The sequence below is a fragment of the Microbacterium sp. MEJ108Y genome (genome assembly GCF_000834175.1).
GTDB lineage: Bacteria > Actinomycetota > Actinomycetes > Actinomycetales > Microbacteriaceae > Microbacterium > Microbacterium forte.
Genome location: NZ_JXQX01000006.1, coordinates 68,991 through 87,449, shown reverse-complemented (window position 1 = coordinate 87,449; position 18,459 = coordinate 68,991). Strand labels below are relative to the sequence as shown.

Here is an 18,459-nt window from a genome sequence, read left to right as displayed (position 1 = left end):
GAGCATGAACGCTCCGAGGAACAGGAACGGGGACTGCAAGATCGCGAACGAGAGAGCGGCGCCGGGATCGAAGGCGATCGAGAACTCCTGAGCCTGCACGGCCTGCCGCAGCATCGCGACAGCGATCGCGACGATGAGGAAGACGACGACGACGCGCACCTTCTCGGTGCGCCAGAGGACGACGAGTCCGAGAATCAGGACGGGGACGAAGAGCGACGGTGTGCCGACCCACCACGACGAGGACGTCCCGAGCCACTCGAAGGCACCGAAGGATCCGAGGATCGACACGACGGCCGCACCGAAGGCGGCGGGGTTGAGGACGTGCCGACCCCGCCACACGATCAGATACTTCGACAGGCTCGCCACGACTCCGGCGATGGCCAGCCCGAGCAGGGCGTTCGGCTCGATGCCGGGGCGGAGCACGAAGAGCAGGATCAGTGCCGTCACCAGCGAAGACTCGATGCGCCACGGCAGCCGCAGGATGCGCTGGGCCGCCGCATCCACCAGCGATATGACCAGCGCAAGCACGACGAAGGACGCGATGATCTCGAGCGGTGTCGGCGAGACGATCACGCCGAGAGCCGACAGCACCACGGCGATGAGCCCCAGCGCGAGCAGGGCGAACAGCACCAGACGGTACATGGAGATGCCGCCGAGCAAGGCGAGAACCCGCTGCCGCAGCGCGGTGATGGAAGTGATCACAGGTCTACTCTTCCCTACTTCGATGCCTCATCGGCGGGTGGTGAACAGCTGTGCGGGGCAGCCCGGCGAACGCTCGGCGCGTCCGTCGGTCGTCATGCGCACCCACTCGACGCCCCACGATGCGGCGAGCTCGGGGCCGCCGTCGAAGAACAGGGCGGTCGCGACGGCATCCGCTCGCATCGCCTCAGGGGCGATCGCCCACGTGGCCGCCCAGGTGCGGACCGGCACCCCGGTGCGAGCGTCGAGCACGTGGTGGAGTCCATCACCCCACGCTCGGCGATTGATCGCCGAGGCACAGAGCGCGGCATCCTGCAGTTCGATCACGCCGATCGCCTTCGTCGGATCGTACGGATGCTCGAGTCCGACCCGCACCACGTCTCCGCGGACTCTCATATCACCTCCGGCATCGACCACGAGGTCACCGGGCACGTCGGCGAGCACCCCGGCCACGAGATCGACCAGACGCCCTTTGCCGAGTGCCCCGACGTCGAGAAGAGCCGGCGCGGATGCCGTGGCCTCCCCCGCCGTCCAGCGCACCCGATCGGTCCAGTCTGCCGGGGCGGCGATCGGGGAGCTCGCGACGAGCGAGTACGACGCGTCGTAGCCGAGGGCATCCAAGCTCTCCGCGACGAGCGGGTTCACCGCCCCGGAGCTCGCCCTCGACAGGTCGCGGTAGGCATCGAGCATCGCGCCCGCATCGGGAGACGAGATCGAGCCGCCGTCTCGGCCGACACGGGTGACCGATGAGTCCTCTCGGAACCGCGACCACTCCCGGTCGAATCGCTCGATCTCGGCCCCGACGCGTTCACGGTCGTCCGCGCCGAGCCCGTGCGACGTCTCGATCTCCCAGAGTGTGCCGATCGCGTCGAAACGCCAGATCGTCATGCCGTGGTCAGGCGCCTCAGGCGGCGGCCTGCTCCTTGATCGACTCGACGGCCTCGTTGAACCCGCCGCTGGTGAGCGACGAGCCCGCCACACGGCTGACCTCGATGTCGTCGAGGGACTTGCCCACGACCTCGTCCGCGATGCCGCCGATGAACTCGCCCTGGTACTGCTCGCTCTCGCGGGCCTGCGGGTCGCCGGTCACCTCGACATCCGTGACCAGACCGTCGGCGACCGTGAGGGTCACGCTGATCGTCTCGACCGTCTCGGGGGTCTGGTACGAGCCGTCGGCGGTGTAGGTGCCGTCGGTGTAGTCGCCGCCGGCCGCTGCTCCGGAATCGGTCGATTCGGTGCTCGTGTCGGTTCCGGTGTCGGTCGACTGGTCTTCGGCGTCAGCCGTGCCGGAGCACCCCGCGAGGACGAGCAGTCCTGCGACGCCGGCCAGGGCTGCGCCCTTGCGAACAGAAGTCGGTACAGTCGTGCGGATCATGATGGTCCTCCCGGCCTTGATCGGTGTGTGTGATTCGACCGTAGGGACAGCATCTATGCGCGGGCTGTGTCCGAAGTATGGGTCGCCTAAGCGTCGCCGCCGAACATGCTCGTGACGGATCCGTCTTCGAAGACCTCGTGGATCGCGCGGGCGAGCAGCGGGGCGATCGGGAGGATCGTGAGCTTGTCCCACTGGCGCGACTCGGTCAGGGGGATCGTGTCGGTGATCACGACCTCGTCGATCGACGCGTCCTGCAGACGCTCGGATGCCGGGTCGCTGAAGATCGCGTGCGTCGCGGCGACGATCACGCGATGCGCACCGCTCGCCTTCAGCGCCTGCGCCGCCTTCACGATCGTCCCGCCGGTGTCGATCATGTCGTCGACGAGGAGGCAGGTGCGCCCCTCGACGGTGCCGACGATCTCGTGCACGGAGACCTGGTTGGCGACCTTCGGGTCGCGACGCTTGTGGATGATGGCGAGCGGTGCCCCGAGGCTGTCCGACCATGTGTCTGCGACGCGGACCCGACCCATGTCGGGCGAGACGACGGTGAGGATCTTTCGGTCCTCTGCGCTCAGCGTGCTCTTGAAGTACTCCATCAGCACGGGCTTGGCGAAGAGATGGTCGACAGGACCGTCGAAGAATCCCTGGATCTGGGCGGCGTGCAGGTCGACGCTCATGACGCGGTCTGCACCGGCCGTCTTGAGCAGATCGGCGACGAGGCGGGCACTGATCGGCTCACGGCCTCGGCCCTTCTTGTCCTGACGCGAGTACGGATAGTAGGGGGCGACGACCGTGATGCGCTTGGCGGAGGCGCGCTTCGCGGCGTCGATCATGATGAGCGTCTCCATGAGCCACTCGTTGACCGGCTCGCCGAAGGTCTGGATCAGGAACAGGTCGCAGCCTCGGATCGACACCTCGAACCGTGCGTAGATCTCACCGGATGCGAAGGTGCGGTGCTCGGTCGGCACGACCTCTGTTCCGAGTGATGCGGCCACCGCTGCGGTCAGCGCGGGGTGCGATCGACCACCGGCGACCACGAGTCGCTTCTTGGTCTTGGCTACGAGACCCGGAGCGATGCCGTTGTCCCTGTCCAGATCGACCGTCTTCTTCTTGCGCGCCATCGTTCTGCCTACTCCGCCACTCGGGATCGGGCTGCGGCGTCTGCCGCGCCCGTGCCTGCCCTGTTCTTCTCGACCCAACCCTCGATGTTGCGCTGAGGGGCGACGCTCATGGCAAGGGAGCCGGCAGGGACATCCTTGCGGACGACAGCGCCGGCACCTGTCTTGGCGCCGGCTCCCAGCCTAACGGGCGCGACGAGGGTCGTGTGCGACCCGGTGTGCACCTCGTCTTCGACGATCGTTCGGTGCTTGTTCACGTCGTCGTAGTTCGCCGTGATCGTGCTGGCGCCGAGGTTGACGCCTCGACCGATGGTCGCATCGCCGACGTACGACAGGTGCGGGACCTTGCTGCCTTCGCCGATCTCGGCGTTCTTCGTCTCGACGTAAGCGCCGATCTTGCCGCGGGCCCCGAGGACGGTGCCAGGGCGCAGGAACGAGAAGGGGCCGACGGTGGCCTCGGCGCCGATGACCGCGAGCGTGGCATCGGTGCGGCGGACGATCGCGTCTTCACCGACCTCGCAGTCGACGAGGGTCGTGTCGGGGCCGATGATGGCACCTTCGGCGATCGTCGTGGCGCGCAGGATATGGGTGTTCGGGAGGATCGTGACGTCGGGCGCCAGGGTGGCGTCGTCGTCGATCCAGGTCGTCGCCGGGTCGATCACGGTGACGCCCTCGAGCTGCCAGCGCCGCACGATCCGGCGGTTGAGCAGACGACCGACCTCGGCGAGCTGAGCGCGATCGTTGACGCCGTAGGTGACCGTGACGTCGGAGACGACGGATGCCGCCACACGGCTGCCGTCGCGGCGGAGCAGCCCCGGAACGTCGGTCAGGTACATCTCGCCCTGCGCGTTGTCCACGCCGACGGACGGCAGGTACTTGCGCAGCGTCGCGACCCGAAACACGTACATGCCCGCGTTGATCTCGCTGACGGAGGCCTCTTCTGCCGTGGCGTCCTTCTGCTCGACCACTCGGTCGACACCGCCGCCTGCGTCGCGGATGACGCGGCCGTAGCCGGTCGGGTCGTCGACGACGGCGGTCATGAGTGTCGCTTCGGCGTCCGCCTCGCGGTGCGCATCGAGGAACGAGCGCAGCGTGTCGGCATCCGCGAGCGGGCAGTCTCCAGAGAGTACGAGGACGTCGCCGTCGAAGTCCGCGGGGAGCGCATCGACCGCGACCTGCACCGCTCGGCCCGTGCCGGGAACCTCGTCCTGGTCGATGAAGACGGCATCCGGGTAGTCCTCGGCGAGGGCGGCGACCACCTGGTCGCGCTCGTGCCGCACGACGACCTCGACGTGGTCGGCCTCGAGGCGACCGGCCGTCGTCAGGACGTGCCCCACCAGTGGGCGCCCGCCGATCGGGTGCAGCACCTTCGGCAGGCGCGAGCGCATGCGGGTTCCCTGGCCTGCGGCGAGGATGATGATCGCGAGATTGTTCCCAGTCATGCTCCGCCGCCAGGACTCGAACCTAGACCTAACAGCTCCAAAGGCTGTCGTGCTGCCATTACACCACGGCGGACCGCTGCTCCCGAGGGAGCCGCGGGTCAAGTCTGCCACGTCCGCCTGCGTGCTACCGGCGATAATGGACGGATGACTGAGGCGGATGAGGTTGATCGGATCGTCGGCGCCTGGAACACCCAACGACCCGACCTCGACTTCTCACCCCTCGAGGTGCTGTCGCGGATGGATCGCCTGACCCGGCTGCTCGACCGCGCTCGTCGCGACGTGTTCCGCCGGAGCGATCTGGAGGCCTGGGAGTGGGACGTGCTGTCGGCGCTGCGCCGCGCCGGGGCGCCCTTCCAGCTCTCCCCCAAGCAGCTCCTCCAGCAGACGCTGGTGTCGAGCGGCACCATGACCAATCGCATCGATCGTCTCGTCGGGCGTCGTTTCGTGCGGCGCGAGGGCGACCCTGCTGACGGCCGCAGCGTGCTCGTGACGCTCACGGATGATGGGCGGATCCGGGTGGATGCCGCGATCACGCGTCTGGTCGACGTCGAGGACGACCTGCTGCGGGCCCTGTCGCGCGGTGACCGCGATCGCCTGGCTGCGCTGCTGCGCAAGCTGAGCCTCAGTTTCGACGCGTGAGGAACTGACGACATGGCGATGCTCTCCCCTCTTCCCGTGCGCGACGGCGTCGGCGCCACGCGCCTGCACGTTCCGATGAGCGGCGACTGGCCGACGGTGGGCGCCTACATGATCGACCGCTTCTTCCACCTCGACCCCGAAGGTCTGCTCAGCCGCTTCGACCGCGGCGAGATCGTGGCCCGCGACGGCACTCCCCTGGCGCGGGACACGCCGCTGGGCGTCGAGGAGTTCATCTGGTACTACCGCGATCCTCCCGTCGAGACGCGCCTGCCGGTCGAGATCGAGGTCATCCATCAGGACGACGACCTGGTGGTCATCGACAAGCCGCACTTCCTCCCGACGATCCCCGGCGGGAAGTTCCTGCAGAACTCCGCGCTGATCCGCCTCCGCAACCTGCTCGGCAACGACGAGCTCGCACCGATCCACCGACTCGATCGGGCGACCGCCGGGGTGCTGATGTTCTCGGCGCGTCCGGCCACGAGAGGCCCGTACCAGCTGCTGTTCGAGACCCGACAGGTGCAGAAGGTCTATGAGGCGGTCTCCGCCCGTCCGGCCGACTGGGAGGCGGCGCGATTCCCCCTCGTCTACCGCAATCACATCGTGAAGCTGCGCAACGAGCTGAAGGTCCAGGTCGACGACGAACGCGAGCCCAACGCCGAGACGCTGATCGAGGTGCTCGGTGCCGACGAGCGCGTCGTGCACACGCTGCTGCGCCCGCACAGCGGCAAGATGCATCAGCTGCGGGTGCACCTCGCCGCTCTCGGCCTCGGCATCCTGAATGACCCGTTCTATCCCGAGCTGCGCGGCGAGCGGCCGGATGACTTCGATCACCCCATGCAGCTGCTCGCGCGCGAACTGCACTTCATCGATCCGCTGAGCGGCGCGCCGAGGGTGTTCTCCACGACGCGCACGCTGCAGGAGGCTCCGGTCAGCGGCGCATGATCTTGCGCGCTAGCCGCGTGCCGAGCATCTGCACGAGGTGCACGAACACCACGATCAGCACGATCGCCGCCCACATCACGAGCGGCTCGAACTGACGGAAGCCGTAGATCTGCGCGAACGCTCCGAGACCGCCGCCGCCGATGAGACCGGCCATCGCCGTCATGTCGATGAGCGCGACGACGATGAATGTGTAACCGAGGATGAGCGGTCCGAGGGATTCGGGGATCGCCACGGTGAACAGGATGCGCCAGGGGCCGGCGCCCATCGCGCGGGCGGCCTCGATGACCCCGGGCGAGACCGAGACGAGGTGCTGCTCGACGATGCGGCCGATCGCGAAGGCCGCGGCGAGACCGATGATGAACGCTCCGGCAGTGGTGCCGATCCCGGTGCCGACGACGACGCGGGCGAACGGCTGCGCGACCGCCATGAAGATCACGAACGGGATCGGGCGGAAGAAGTTCACCGCGAGGTTCGCGACCACGGAGACAGGTCGGTTCTGGGCGAGCCCGCCGGGGCGGGTGACGTAGAGGATGACACCGATCGCGAGACCGAGGATGCCGCCGAGCACGAGCGCGAACGACGTCATGTAGAGGGTCTCGAGCGCGGCCTTCCAGAATTCGGGCCACAGTTCGTTCAGACGGTCCATCAGCGCGCCTCCTCTCCGGCGATCTCGGTGACTTCGACGCGCTGCGAGATCTCCCCGAGGGTGCGGTCGATCACGGCGCTCTCGCCGCGGATCGCGAGCGTGAGGTGGCCGAAGGCCCGCCCGCGGATGTCGTTGATCCCGCCGTACACGAGCTCGAAGTCGAGCCCCGCCCCGGCGAGGTCGAGGAACACCTGCGCCTGCGACGAGTCGCCGTCGCGGAACGAGAACGTGACGAGGCGGCCTCGGTGGCGCTCGCGCAGCACACCGAGCTCGGACGGCGAGGGGATGCCCTTCACGACCGTGCCGACGAAGCGCTGCGACGCGGGGTTCTGCGGAGCGGAGAAGACGTCGAAGACATCGCCCTGCTCGATCACGCGACCGTTCTCCATGACCGCGACCTTGGTGGCGATCGTCTGGATGACGTCCATCTCGTGTGTGATCACGACGATCGTGACGCCCTGCTCCCGATTGACCCGTTTGAGCAGATCCAGCACCTCGTGCGTGGTCTGCGGGTCGAGGGCGCTGGTGGCCTCGTCGGCGAGCAGGATGGCGGGGCCCGTGGCCAGGGCGCGGGCGATGCCGACGCGCTGCTTCTGACCGCCGGAGAGCTGCTCGGGATACGCCTTGGCCTTGTCGGCGAGGCCGACGAAGGTGAGGAGCTCGGAGACCCGCGTCTCGATGTCGGCCTTCGACCAGCCGGCGAGCTTGAGCGGGTATGCGATGTTCGCCTTGACGCTGCGCGAGGCGAACAGGTTGAACTGCTGGAAGATCATGCCGATCCCCCCGCGGACCTTGCGCAGCTCGCTCTCCCGGAGAGAGGTGATGTCCACGTCGTCGACCGTGATGGTGCCGCTGGTCGCCGGTTCGAGGGCGTTGATCAGCCGCACAAGAGTCGACTTGCCCGCACCGGAGTATCCGATGATGCCGAAGACATCGCCCTTCTCGATCGAGAGGGTGACGTCGTCGACGGCCACGACCTCGGCGTCTTCACGGGTGCGGGAGGGGTAGGTCTTCGAGACGTTCGTCAGGGTGACGATCGGCATGTGGTGCTCCGGTCTGCTTCGGGAACGAAGAATCGGGTGACGCACGAAGCGCCACCCGATTCTCCCTCATCGGACGGGGGTGTTCTGCACCCGGTCGTCCTACTTCTTGGCCTCGGTGTCCTCCTGGACCTTCTTCAGCGAGGCGACGAGATCCTTGGCGGGGGTCTGCAGCGGCACCGCAGTGTCACCCGAGGACTCGATCAGACCTGCCTGCACGTCTTCGTTCGTCTGGAAGATCTCGACGAGCTTGAGGTACGTCTCGTTGTCGGCGTCCTCGGCGCGCGACGCGAAGATGTTCACGTACGGCAGCGCGTTCGGGTCCTCCGGGTCGTCCTGCGCGATCGCGTCGTCGAAGGTCAGGCCGGAGTCCTCCACGAAGTCGTTGTTGATGATCGCCGCGGCGACATCCGGCAGCGACGTCGGGATCAGGGCGGCCTCGAGGGCGGTGACCTTCACCTTGGACTTGTCGGTGTCGACATCGGCGAGGTCGGAGAAGATCGTTCCGCCGCTCTTGAGCTCGATGAGACCGGCCGACTGCAGCACGAGGAGTGCGCGCGCCTGGTTCGAGGCATCATCCGGAACGGCGACGGTCTCGCCCTCGGGGATGCTGTCGACGTCGTCGTACTTCTTCGAGTACAGGCCCAGCGGGTAGATCGCGGTCGAGCCGATCGGCGTCAGGTCGGAGCCCGAGGCGCTGTTGTACTCGGCCAGGTACACGATGTGCTGGAACTGGTTGAGGTCGATCTCTCCCTCGGTCAGTGCGGGGTTCGGCTGCTCGTACGAGCCGAAGTCGACGAGCTCGACCGTGATGCCCTCGTCAGCGGCTGCCTCGACGAAAGGAGCCCACTGCGCGTCTCCCTTGCCGACGACCCCGATCTTGACGGTCTCGTTCTCGGAGTCACCGCCGCCTGCGCCGGCGTCGGATGATGCGGTGGCGCAGCCTGCGAGTGCGACGAAGAGCGGGACCGCGGCGAGCGCGGCGATGACGGATGTGGTCCGACGGGATGCTGTGATGGACATGAGTGTTCGGGTTCCTCTCTTGGGGGACTCGAATACGTTAGGCAGGGCGACGCAGTGCGCGACAATCGAGCGTCACAGAGCGTCACAGCTCTCAGTCGTAGTCCTCGATGCCCTGCAGCCTGACCTGCTCCAGGTCGAGTCGCGCCGAGATGCGACGCACGACGAGGTCGTCCACGGTGCCGTCCCTGCGCAGTCCGAGCAGCACCTCCCGCTTGCGGTCGAGGAGGGCGAGCTTGAGACGCGTGTGCTCCTCATGGCGCAGCAGCGGCGAGCGCTGCATGACGTCGACGTCGACCGACGTCGCGAGCATCTGCAGGGTCCTCACCTCGCCCTCTGTGCCGTCTTGATCGTCGACGATGCGCGTTGCATCGGGCATCCGCACCGTCGTCGGCGCAGCATCCGCTCCTGAGTCCCCCGTCTCGGGTATCGAGCCGCGGCCGAGGGGATCCGGCTCGTCGAGCATCACATCGAGCGCCTGCGCCTCGGCGTCGACGATGGCCTGTTCGCGGGCCAGGGCGCGCGCGTTCGAGAACTCGAGCATCTGATAGCCCTCGGCCCGCACCTTGTCGCGGATCTCCTGTCCGACGCCGTGCTCGACGGCGAGGTCATCGAGGGCTGCGAGTGCCGCGCCCGAGATGGTGCGCTCGGCCAGCTCGTACTCCTCGTCTTCGGCGTGGTCGACCGGGAATCGGGCCCAGCGCACGATGGCCGGAAGGAGCGGCCCCTGCACGAGCAGGCTCAGCAGGATCACCCCGGCGGTGACGAAGACGATCTCGTCACGCCCCGCGATCTCGCCTTCGGTCGCACTGGCGGCAGGCACGGACAGCGCGATCGCGAGCGAGACCGCACCTCGCATGCCTGCGACGGTCGACACCGCCATCGAACGCGCCCGCGCACCGCGCGACGGGCGAGCGGGGTTGCGTCGCTGGAACGGGGCGTTCATCACCTGGAAGAGGTAGCGCACCACGAGCAGCGTCATCCACACGGCCAGCGTGATCAGCACCAGACGGCCGATCGCCGCGGCCGAGATCTCGTGCGCGACGAACTGCACCTCGAGCCCGATGAGGACGAAGAGCGCGCCGTTGAGCAGGAAGACCCCGAAGGGCCAAGCCGCCGCGACCTGACGTCGAGACGAGGCGGTCGTCACCCGAGGCGACACATAGGCGACGATCAGGCCGGCGACCACGACGGCGAGGACGCCGGACGCATGCACGATCTCGGCCAGCAGGAACGCCGAGAACGGGATCAGCAGAAGTGTGACGTTGATGACGATCGTCGAGGAGGTGCGACGCAGCAGCAGGTATCCGAGCGCGGCGACCACGACACCGGCGGCGATGCCTCCGACGTACGAGGTGAGCACCGACATGGTCACCGACAGCGGCGTCACGTTGCCCCCGAGGGCCAGCGAGATGGCGATCGCGTAGAGCACCAGGGCGGTGCCGTCGTTCGTCAGGCTCTCCGCCTTGAGCTTCATGAACATGCGCGTCGGCAGCAGGCGTCCGAGGGCGGCGACGGCCGTGGCGTCCGGTGGGGCGACGGCAGCGCCGAGAATGAGGGCGGTCTCCCACGGCATCCCGAACAGCAGCCCGATGCCGGCGACGGCGAAGGCGGATGCCACGACGAGCAGCGTGCTCATCGGCAGGATGTAGCGGAAGTCGCGGCGGATCGACCGGAGCGAGGTGGTCAGGCTCTCCCAGAACAGCATCACCGGGAGGAACAGCAGCAGCACGGTCTCGGGCGGCAGCTGGATCTCGCGCAGCTGCGGCACGAAGCCGAGCAGCAGACCCAGGATGACGAGCACGAGCGGCAGTGCGAGCCGCACACGCGGCGCCAGCATCGTGCCAACGAGGATCGTGAGTCCGATCAGGACGGTGACCTCGAGTCCTTCCATCTGAACCTCCCGGGTACCGCAGGATCAAGCTGTGCGATCCCAGATGGCATCGAACCCCGCCCAGAGCACAGCGCATCGCACTGCCACCGTATTCCCGCTACGGCCGAATGGCGAGACCCCGAATCAGTCGAGTTCTTCGGTCAGCTCGAACCAGCGGAGTTCGAGCTGCTCGATCTCGGCCTGCTGATCGCTGATCGCCTTCATCTTGTCGCCGAGGCCCGCGAAGTCCGACTGGTCGTGTTCCGCGAGAGCGGACTTCGCCTTGTCGACCTGCTGGGTGAGCTTCTGGATGCGGCGCTCGAGCGAAGAGACCTCCTTCTGCGCCGAACGCAGGGCGGCGCCGTCGAGGCTGGAGGCCTTCTTCTCGGTGTTGACGGCAGTCTGAGACTTGCCGGGCGCCGAGGTCTGCAGCTGACGCAGCCGCAGGTATTCGTCGACGCCGCCGGGCAGATGCCGAAGGTGGCCGTCGAGGATCGCGAACTGCTGGTCGGTCACGCGCTCGAGGAAGTACCGGTCATGGCTGACGACCAGCAGGGTTCCCGACCACGAGTCCAGGAGATCCTCGATGGCCGCGAGCATGTCGGTGTCGAGATCGTTGGTCGGCTCGTCGAGGATCAGCACGTTGGGCTGGTCGAGGAGCACGAGCAGCAGCTGCAGTCGACGCTGCTGGCCTCCCGAGAGATCCTTCACCGGGGTGGAGAGCTGGGCGGAGTCGAAGCCGAGCCGCTCGAGCAGCTGCCCGGGCGTGAGCTCCTGCGCCTTCGAGCCCGAGCCCATCGTGTACGAGGTGCGCAGCCGCGAGATCACTACTCGCACCGGCTCGCGCCGCACATCTTCGAGTTCGTCGAGGCGCTGCGTGAGCGTCTTGACCTTCACGGTCGAGCCGCGCTTCACGCGGCCGACGGTCGGCTCGACGGTGCCGGCGATGAGGCCCAGCAGCGTCGACTTGCCGGCGCCGTTGACGCCGAGGATGCCGGTGCGCTCCCCCGGCGCGATGCGCCATTCGACGTCACGCAGCACCTCTCGCGTGCCGCCGTCGACGGTCGGATAGGTGACTCCCACGTCGAGCAGGTCCACGACGTCCTTGCCCAGGCGCGACACCGCGAGCGACTGCAGAGAGATCTTGTCGCGGATCTCGGGCACGTCGGCGATGAGCTCGTTGGCGGCGTCGATGCGGAACTTCGGCTTCGCGGTGCGAGCAGGGGCGCCTCGGCGCAGCCACGCGAGCTCCTTCTTCGCGAGGTTCTGTCGCTTGGCCTCGGTGGCGGCCGACATCCGGTCGCGTTCGACGCGCTGCAGAATGTATGCCGCGTACCCGCCCTCGAAGGGCTCGACGATGCGGTCGTGCACCTCCCAGGTCTCGGTCGAGATCTCGTCGAGGAACCATCGGTCGTGAGTCACGACCATGAGCGCTCCGGAGTTCGGGCTCCACCTCTTCTTGAGGTGCCCGGCCAACCAGGTGATGGCTTCGACGTCGAGATGGTTGGTGGGCTCGTCGAGCGCGATGACGTCCCAGTCGCCCGTCAGCAGCTTGGCGAGCGAGACGCGACGACGCTGACCACCGCTGAGAGAGCCGATCTCGGCATCCCACGGCAGATCCTTCAGCAGTCCCTCGATGACGTCACGGATGCGGGGGTCGCCCGCCCACTCGTATTCCGGGGTGTCGCCGACGACCGCGGCGCTGATCGTGAGGTCGTCGCTGAGGGTGTCGGCCTGGTCGAGGACGCCGATGGTGGTTCCGCCGCGCACCGTGACGCGGCCCGAGCTCGGCTCCTTGAGGCCTGCCAGCATCCCCAGGAGGCTCGACTTGCCGTCGCCGTTGCGGCCGACGATGCCGATGCGGTCACCTTCTTCGATGCCGAGGGTCACGGAGTCGAAGACGACCCTCGTCGGATATTCGAGATGAAGGGCTTCTGCCCCGAGAAGATGTGCCATATCGCTCCCCAGGGTAGTCGGGCACGCTGGGTGAGCCGGTCAGCTGAGCGCTGCGGTGACAGCGGGAGCATGGCGCGCCTCCATCTCGGCATCCCACACGCCCAGGAGCTGGAAGGTCGCGATGCGGAACGCGAGGGCGCGGATGATGTGCTGGCGCCCGTCTGCTCTGTCGTCTGCGAGCCTCAGCATGTCCGCCGGTGCGAGACGATGCCAGCACGCGGCATCGGCCAACACGATCGCGTCGGCGAAGCCGACCGGACGCCAGTACGGAGCCCAGTCGATGATCACCGGGGGCTGCCCCCGTTCGAACATCACGTTGCCGAGAAGATCGCCGTGGATGATCTGGGCCGGGGCGGCGACGGGCCTGAAGGCGTCAGCGAGTCGCCGGAGTGTGTCGCCGGGCGGCAGGTCCTCTTCTTGCCAGGCGATCCTGTCCGACCGCGCCCAGGGGTCGCGCGCGGCATCGAGGAAGTCCGGACGATCGAGGTCGGCGACGGCTCGATGGAACGCGGCGGCGGCGGCGAGCACGTCGGCCACGCGGGTCTCATCCGTGTGACCGGGCAGCCACTCCCAGGCCTCCCAGCCGGCGACCGTCCACGCTCCGGATGCCGACGGGATCGGGCGCGGCGTGCGGAATGCCGAGGTGTGCGGCAGATGCGCGAGGACGTTCGCCTTCCACAGCGTCTCTCCGTCGCCGGCCGAGGGGCGCAGGACTGTGTCGGCCGCACGCCAGGTGAGACCGCGGCCTCCGTGGAGGTTCCGGAGTTCCTCGTGATCCGCGGCGGGGATCCCGAAGTCCGCGAGCACCGCGTTCGAGGGTGGCATCGCGGTCGTCATGATCCGAGGCTATGACAGCGCGTGCGGTGGCGGTGGGCCGAAGAGTTCGGGGAGGGACGCAGTGAATGCGTCGAAGTGGCTGTACCAGATGGTGTGCGCGGCCCCGGGGATGCTGCGGACGTCAGCGCCGTTCGCCGCGAATCTGCGGGCGTCGTCGTCGCTGACCCATGCGCTCGGTTCTGCCCGCAGGACGATCGAGCCGGCGTCGGGAAGCCAGGAGTGATCCGTGTCGCAGGAGATCGACGCTGTCGTCGCCGGGTCGAGGAGTGCGGCGGCGCGAGCCTCCACCTCGGCATCCTGCGCGGAGTAGAAGGGGCGGGATGCGAGCAGATCTTTCGGAGACAGGCGCGCTCTGCGGTCGCGTGCATACTGCGCCGTGAGAGCCGCGCGGTCGTGTCCCCCGGTCAGAGAGAGCGCCGCGTCGACATACACAGACAGGTCGGGCTGCAGCATCTCGAAGGACGCGGCGAGAACGCTCGCGCCGTAGGAGTGGCCGATGGCTGCGAGCGGGCGCCCGGGGGCGAGGTGCCTGGCCGTCTCGACCACGGAGGCCGCTGCCTGCTCGATCGTGAGCTGCGGGTCGCGCTCCGACAGGCCGTGACCGGGCAGATCGAGAGCGATCACGCGGTGGCCGTTGGCTGTGAGCGGCGGGATCAGGCGCCACCAGCTCTCGGACGACCCCATCATTCCGTGCAGCAGGAGCACCGTGCCTGGGCCTGTTCCGGTGTCGATCGCGTGGAGGAGCATCTCGTCAGTGTTGCACGCTTCCGTTACCCTCCCGTAATCATATCCAGATCGGAATGTTTCGTATTTATCTTCGAATGTCGGTGGTCTCTGATCTACTTATGACATGACAGCACTGCTCGACGCGACGGACGCACAGATGGCGACACTCGCCGATCTCGTCGACGCGCTGCAGGTCGCGGAGGCGACCCTGAGCAGCATGAGCGCCGCACGCGACGGGCTGCTGGCGATCGCCGGGCGGCTGGCGATCGACATCGCCAAGCAGGGCGATCACCCCGACAGAGGCGACCACTCTCTTCGCACCGTGGCTGCCGAGATCGGTGCAGTGCAGCGCGTCAGCGATCGCACGATCGAGCGGCGGATGGCGGCCGCAGAGCTGCTGGTCGACCAGTTTCCGGCCGTGTGGGCGGCGCAGGGGGCTGGGCGGATCAGCCCGGCTCATTCTCGGGTGATCGTCGACGCGGGGTCGGGTATCGAGTCGCCCAGCGATCGTGAGAAGTACTCCGCGGTCATCCTTCCGATCGCCGAGGCGGAGTCGCCCAACCGTCTGCGCACCCTGGCACGACGAGTGGCCGAGCGGTTCGCTCCGACGACGGTGTCGGAGCGACACCGTCGAGCCAGGTCTCAACGACGCGTATGGGTGACGGATGGCGAAGACGGAATGGCGGCGTTGCACACGCACGCGCCCGCCGCTCTCGTCCACGGCATGTTCGACCGTCTCTCGCAGATGGCGCACGCACTGCGCGACGAGAACCTTCGCGCGAGGCGACAGGCAGCTCGCGACGGCAGCGAGTTCGAGCCGGACGATCGGACGGTCGATGAGATCCGTGCCGATCTGCTCGCCGATCTCGTGCTCAGCGGGCAGCCGACAGGTCACGACAGCGAAGACGGACTGCTCGGAGCCATCAACGCCCGGATCGAGATCACCGTTCCGGTGACGACCCTGATGCATGACGATGCGGACGAGGCGTCGGATGCCGATACGGCACCGCCCGCCGAACTCGATGGACGGACCCCGATCGATGTCGACACGGCGCGCAAGATGGCGGGCCAGACGAAGGGGTGGGATCGGGTGCTGACGCATCCGATCAGCGGTCGAGTGCTCGCGGTCGATCGATATCGACCGAGCCGTCACCTGCGCAGGCACCTGCGTGCGCGGGACCAGCGATGCCGCTTCCCCACCTGCGGGATCGTGGCCCGCAAATGCGATCTCGACCACAATCATGCCGCCTCGACGGGTGGCGCGACCTGCGAGACGAACCTCGCGTCCTTCTGTCGCCGACATCATGTTCTGAAACACCACTCCCCCTGGCACGTCGAGCAGAAGCCAGGCGGAGTCGTGGAGTGGACGAGTCCCACCGGCCGAACCTATGTCGACACTCCTCCTGCACCGAACACGGTGACCTTCACCGCGACGGAGGATGCTGTGCCCGCGCCGTTCTGAGGTGTGCGCTCATGCTGGTTCTGACCTGTGGAGAACTGCGACGCGGTTGAGCAAGATTTCACTACGGTGGCGCGGTGACCCCTCCTCGCTCGTGGCCCTCGCCCCCTCCTCGACCGCTGACGACACGCGCAAGAAGTGTGACTGTCGCGATGATCGCGACCGCTCTGGGGCAGCTGCTCGGGTGCGCACCGGGGCCGACGCCGGTTCCTACGCCGACGCCTGCCTTCGCCAGCGAGGCGGAGGCATTCGCGGCAGCGGAAGAGGTGTACCGGGCGTACAACGATGCGCTGAATGAGATAGATCCTTCCGACCCACAAACGTTCGAGCCGCTGTACGTGCTGGCCAGTGGAGAGCTCGAGGCTGCGGACCGCGAGAACTTTTCTGTCATGCACGCTGAAGGCCACGTGATTCGGGGCGACGCGCGGGTAGTGAGCTTCAATGGCGAATCTAGCTCACCTCTCTTCGAGCGGGTGGTCGCCGTGGTGTGTCTGGATGTGAGTGCGGTTCAGGTAACCGATGCAGGTGGCAGGTCCCTCGTCACCCCCGAGCGCCCGAACGTTTATGCCTTGTCTGTCGAGTTCGTGGCGGGAGATGACCGTATCTTGACCATGGATTCATCGCGTCGCGTGGGAGACGACAAGTGCGCCGGCTAATGATCATCGCTTTCACCCTGGGCACGCTGTGGTCAATGACGAGTGAGGGAAGCGATAGCGCAGGCGACTACCTCTACGGGACCGAGGGCTCCAACCTCACGATCTCCGGCACACAACAGCAGCACGGCACCGAAGCGAGCACAGACACGCGTCGAAACGACGGCAGCCCAGGCGGTCCATCCGGCCCCGGCACGCCCTCGGGACCGAGCCAGGAGGCGATCGACCTCGCGGCGTGCATGGACGACTCGGGCACCACGCGATGCGCACCCCGTCCGAACAGGCCCGCAGCCCCGGCGACCACCCCGCCGGCGATGGGCACTCCGACGATCACCATCTCCGACCTCGCGCGGTTCGCCCCGGCATCCGTCCTCGCCACCGCCGAACCCGGAAACGTCGGGATCGCTGGGATGCCGACCAACTTCACCGCTGCTGCGACACCGCAGATCCAAGGCGGCGAGCTGTTCGGCGTGCCACTGCGCGTGCGATTCGTCCCGGCCGGATACGACTACACCTACGGCGATGGCAGCTCCGCGACGCTGACAACGCCGGGGCAGACGTGGGAGGCGCTCGCCCAAGCGCAGTTCACACCGACCCCGACCAGCCACGTCTACCGCGAACCCGGCGCGTACCCGGCCCGGGTGGACATCCGATACACCGCGCAGGTGGACCTCGGCGGCGGATGGATCGACGTTCCCGGGCAGCTCACCACCGGTGGCGCCACGCAGGAGATCCGCATCCTCGAAGCCCGCACCGCGCTCGTCGCCCACACCTGCGACGAGAACCCGGCCGGCGTCGGCTGCTGAAGGACGCACCACAGCAGCACGCCAATAAGAAAGACCCCTAGCACCGAAGGTCCGAGCGGCCCTGTTCTGCCAGATGACTGATCGCTTTCTCGTGCGACTCGACGATCTCGAGGAGGTTCGGCCTTCCGAGAGCGAATTCGCCTACGGCGCTCTGCTCCTCGAGAGGCAGCCGCCGACCGATCCCCTCCGCCTAAACTAGACAGGTGCCATGGAGTCGCCGGGTGTTCTCGCTCTCACTAGCCGACCGCAAGGCAAAGCTGGTGCAGTCGAGAAGGCGACCCGGTCGCTTCGAGCTCAGCGTGGATGGAATTGCGCAGTCCGTCGTCTCGATCACCGAACCCACCTCCCTCGAGTACAGCTACACCCAACACATCGCCCGCGCAATGGATGCCGCCGCCGAGCCGGATGCGCCGCTGTTCACCGTGCATCTGGGGGCCGGAGCACTCACGCTGGCACGCTACGTCCAGGCGACGCGCGCCGGATCACCTCAGCTGGTGGTGGAGTTCGAACCCGCGCTCTACGCCGCCGTCATCGACGCGCTGCCATTGCCTCCCGGGTCTGACATACGAGTCATCCTCGGTGACGCTCGTACGGTCGCGGACGCCGCTTTTCCGAATGAGAAGACATCGCCGGTGCAGTCATCTCCGTCCCCCGGACTTGACGACACAGCGAGTTATCGCACCGCAATCGACACCGATTGGGTGGAGGCGTGCTTCACCGTCGTCGATCTCTGGGATGCCGCCGTCATCCGGCATCGTGTGGCCAGCCAGGAGTTCTACCGCCGGGTCGCCGCGCGCTCCGCAGCAGCGGGCGTGGTCGCCGTGAACCTGCTCGACGGGCATCCGTTCGAATACTCACGACGACAGGCCGCGACCCTGAGCACCGTGTTCGATCACGTCGCTGTCGTGCTTGACACAGAGCCGGAAGATGCGGAAGGGCCACTCGGCAACGTCGTCATCTTCGCGAGCGATGAGCCGCTGGACAAGGTGACCGCCTCCGTTTTGCTCGACACACCGCGACCTCATCTCCTCCGCGATGGCGCTCTGACGTCGTGGATCGCTGAAGCGCGCATCATGACAGATGCCGACGGCACAGACTCTCCCGATCCCGACGACCCCCTCTGGGGCTAGCGCACCGTGTGCGGACGTCCTCCGACAGGACGTCCGCTTCCCGCCAGCGGCTCGCCCGCGCCCGGTGTGAAAAGTCGACCCGACATGGCGAAGAGCCG

At 67.5% G+C, this 18,459-nt stretch carries 17 protein-coding genes, 1 tRNA gene and 1 pseudogene; 6 read left to right on the top strand and 13 right to left on the bottom strand.

What is annotated here, in order from left to right; translation table 11 throughout:
- From RU09_RS03280 to RU09_RS03255, 6 genes and pseudogenes are all read right to left on the bottom strand, one after another.
- Window positions 1–702 (bottom strand): annotated as a pseudogene (locus RU09_RS03280) (flavodoxin reductase); the annotation flags it as partial.
- 27 nt (window positions 703–729) lie between these two features.
- On the bottom strand, window positions 730–1,587 hold the full coding sequence (locus RU09_RS03275; RefSeq protein WP_042537436.1) for an FAD:protein FMN transferase: 858 nt from the start codon (window positions 1,585–1,587) through the stop codon (window positions 730–732).
- 16 nt (window positions 1,588–1,603) lie between these two features.
- Window positions 1,604–2,074, bottom strand: a complete 471-nt coding sequence (locus RU09_RS03270; protein WP_042537434.1) for an FMN-binding protein — start codon at window positions 2,072–2,074, stop codon at window positions 1,604–1,606.
- Window positions 2,075–2,160: 86 nt separating this feature from the next.
- Window positions 2,161–3,195, bottom strand: coding sequence for a ribose-phosphate diphosphokinase (locus RU09_RS03265; protein ID WP_042537432.1), 1,035 nt, complete (start codon window positions 3,193–3,195; stop codon window positions 2,161–2,163).
- Between the two features lie 8 nt (window positions 3,196–3,203).
- On the bottom strand, window positions 3,204–4,634 hold the full coding sequence (gene glmU, locus RU09_RS03260) for a bifunctional UDP-N-acetylglucosamine diphosphorylase/glucosamine-1-phosphate N-acetyltransferase GlmU (RefSeq protein WP_042537431.1): 1,431 nt from the start codon (window positions 4,632–4,634) through the stop codon (window positions 3,204–3,206).
- 1 nt (window position 4,635) lies between these two features.
- Window positions 4,636–4,707: transfer RNA gene (locus RU09_RS03255), tRNA-Gln, on the bottom strand.
- A gap of 71 nt (window positions 4,708–4,778) precedes the next feature.
- Between RU09_RS03255 and RU09_RS03250 the strand changes: the two genes are divergently transcribed.
- Window positions 4,779–5,273, top strand: coding sequence for a MarR family winged helix-turn-helix transcriptional regulator (locus RU09_RS03250; protein ID WP_042537429.1), 495 nt, complete (start codon window positions 4,779–4,781; stop codon window positions 5,271–5,273).
- Window positions 5,274–5,291: 18 nt separating this feature from the next.
- Entirely contained in the window at window positions 5,292–6,215 is a 924-nt protein-coding gene (locus RU09_RS03245; protein WP_197065946.1) for a pseudouridine synthase, read from the top strand.
- On the opposite strand, the gene RU09_RS03240 is transcribed toward RU09_RS03245, so the two are convergent.
- From RU09_RS03240 to RU09_RS03210, 7 genes are all read right to left on the bottom strand, one after another.
- A complete protein-coding gene (locus tag RU09_RS03240) occupies window positions 6,202–6,861 on the bottom strand; it encodes a methionine ABC transporter permease (protein WP_042537425.1) in 660 nt (219 codons plus the stop codon). The genes RU09_RS03245 and RU09_RS03240 overlap by 14 nt on opposite strands.
- Window positions 6,861–7,904, bottom strand: a complete 1,044-nt coding sequence (locus RU09_RS03235; RefSeq protein WP_042537423.1) for a methionine ABC transporter ATP-binding protein — start codon at window positions 7,902–7,904, stop codon at window positions 6,861–6,863. The genes RU09_RS03240 and RU09_RS03235 overlap by 1 nt, the downstream gene beginning before the upstream one ends.
- A 99-nt stretch (window positions 7,905–8,003) precedes the next feature.
- On the bottom strand, window positions 8,004–8,924 hold the full coding sequence (locus RU09_RS03230; RefSeq protein ID WP_042537421.1) for a MetQ/NlpA family ABC transporter substrate-binding protein: 921 nt from the start codon (window positions 8,922–8,924) through the stop codon (window positions 8,004–8,006).
- Window positions 8,925–9,015: 91 nt separating this feature from the next.
- Entirely contained in the window at window positions 9,016–10,815 is a 1,800-nt protein-coding gene (locus tag RU09_RS03225; protein ID WP_042537420.1) for a Na+/H+ antiporter, read from the bottom strand.
- 123 nt (window positions 10,816–10,938) lie between these two features.
- A complete protein-coding gene (locus RU09_RS03220) occupies window positions 10,939–12,750 on the bottom strand; it encodes an ABC-F family ATP-binding cassette domain-containing protein (protein WP_042537418.1) in 1,812 nt (603 codons plus the stop codon).
- A gap of 39 nt (window positions 12,751–12,789) precedes the next feature.
- On the bottom strand, window positions 12,790–13,587 hold the full coding sequence (locus RU09_RS03215; protein ID WP_042537416.1) for a hypothetical protein: 798 nt from the start codon (window positions 13,585–13,587) through the stop codon (window positions 12,790–12,792).
- Between the two features lie 9 nt (window positions 13,588–13,596).
- Window positions 13,597–14,334 carry an alpha/beta fold hydrolase gene (locus RU09_RS03210; protein ID WP_042537414.1) on the bottom strand — a complete coding sequence of 246 codons (738 nt, stop codon included), beginning with the start codon at window positions 14,332–14,334 and terminating at the stop codon, window positions 13,597–13,599.
- A 103-nt stretch (window positions 14,335–14,437) separates the two neighbouring features.
- Here RU09_RS03210 and RU09_RS03205 point away from each other — a divergent pair, with 103 nt between their 5' ends.
- The 4 genes from RU09_RS03205 to RU09_RS03190 all read left to right on the top strand — a co-directional run bounded on the left by RU09_RS03205 (window position 14,438) and on the right by RU09_RS03190 (window position 18,361).
- Window positions 14,438–15,775: an HNH endonuclease signature motif containing protein gene (locus RU09_RS03205; protein WP_042537412.1), complete on the top strand. Its 1,338-nt coding sequence runs from the start codon at window positions 14,438–14,440 to the stop codon at window positions 15,773–15,775.
- Between the two features lie 149 nt (window positions 15,776–15,924).
- On the top strand, window positions 15,925–16,428 hold the full coding sequence (locus RU09_RS03200; protein WP_042537410.1) for a hypothetical protein: 504 nt from the start codon (window positions 15,925–15,927) through the stop codon (window positions 16,426–16,428).
- Between the two features lie 35 nt (window positions 16,429–16,463).
- Window positions 16,464–17,231, top strand: a complete 768-nt coding sequence (locus RU09_RS03195) for a hypothetical protein (protein WP_042537458.1) — start codon at window positions 16,464–16,466, stop codon at window positions 17,229–17,231.
- Between the two features lie 299 nt (window positions 17,232–17,530).
- Window positions 17,531–18,361, top strand: coding sequence for a hypothetical protein (locus RU09_RS03190; protein WP_156145861.1), 831 nt, complete (start codon window positions 17,531–17,533; stop codon window positions 18,359–18,361).
- Window positions 18,362–18,459: the final 98 nt, after the last annotated feature.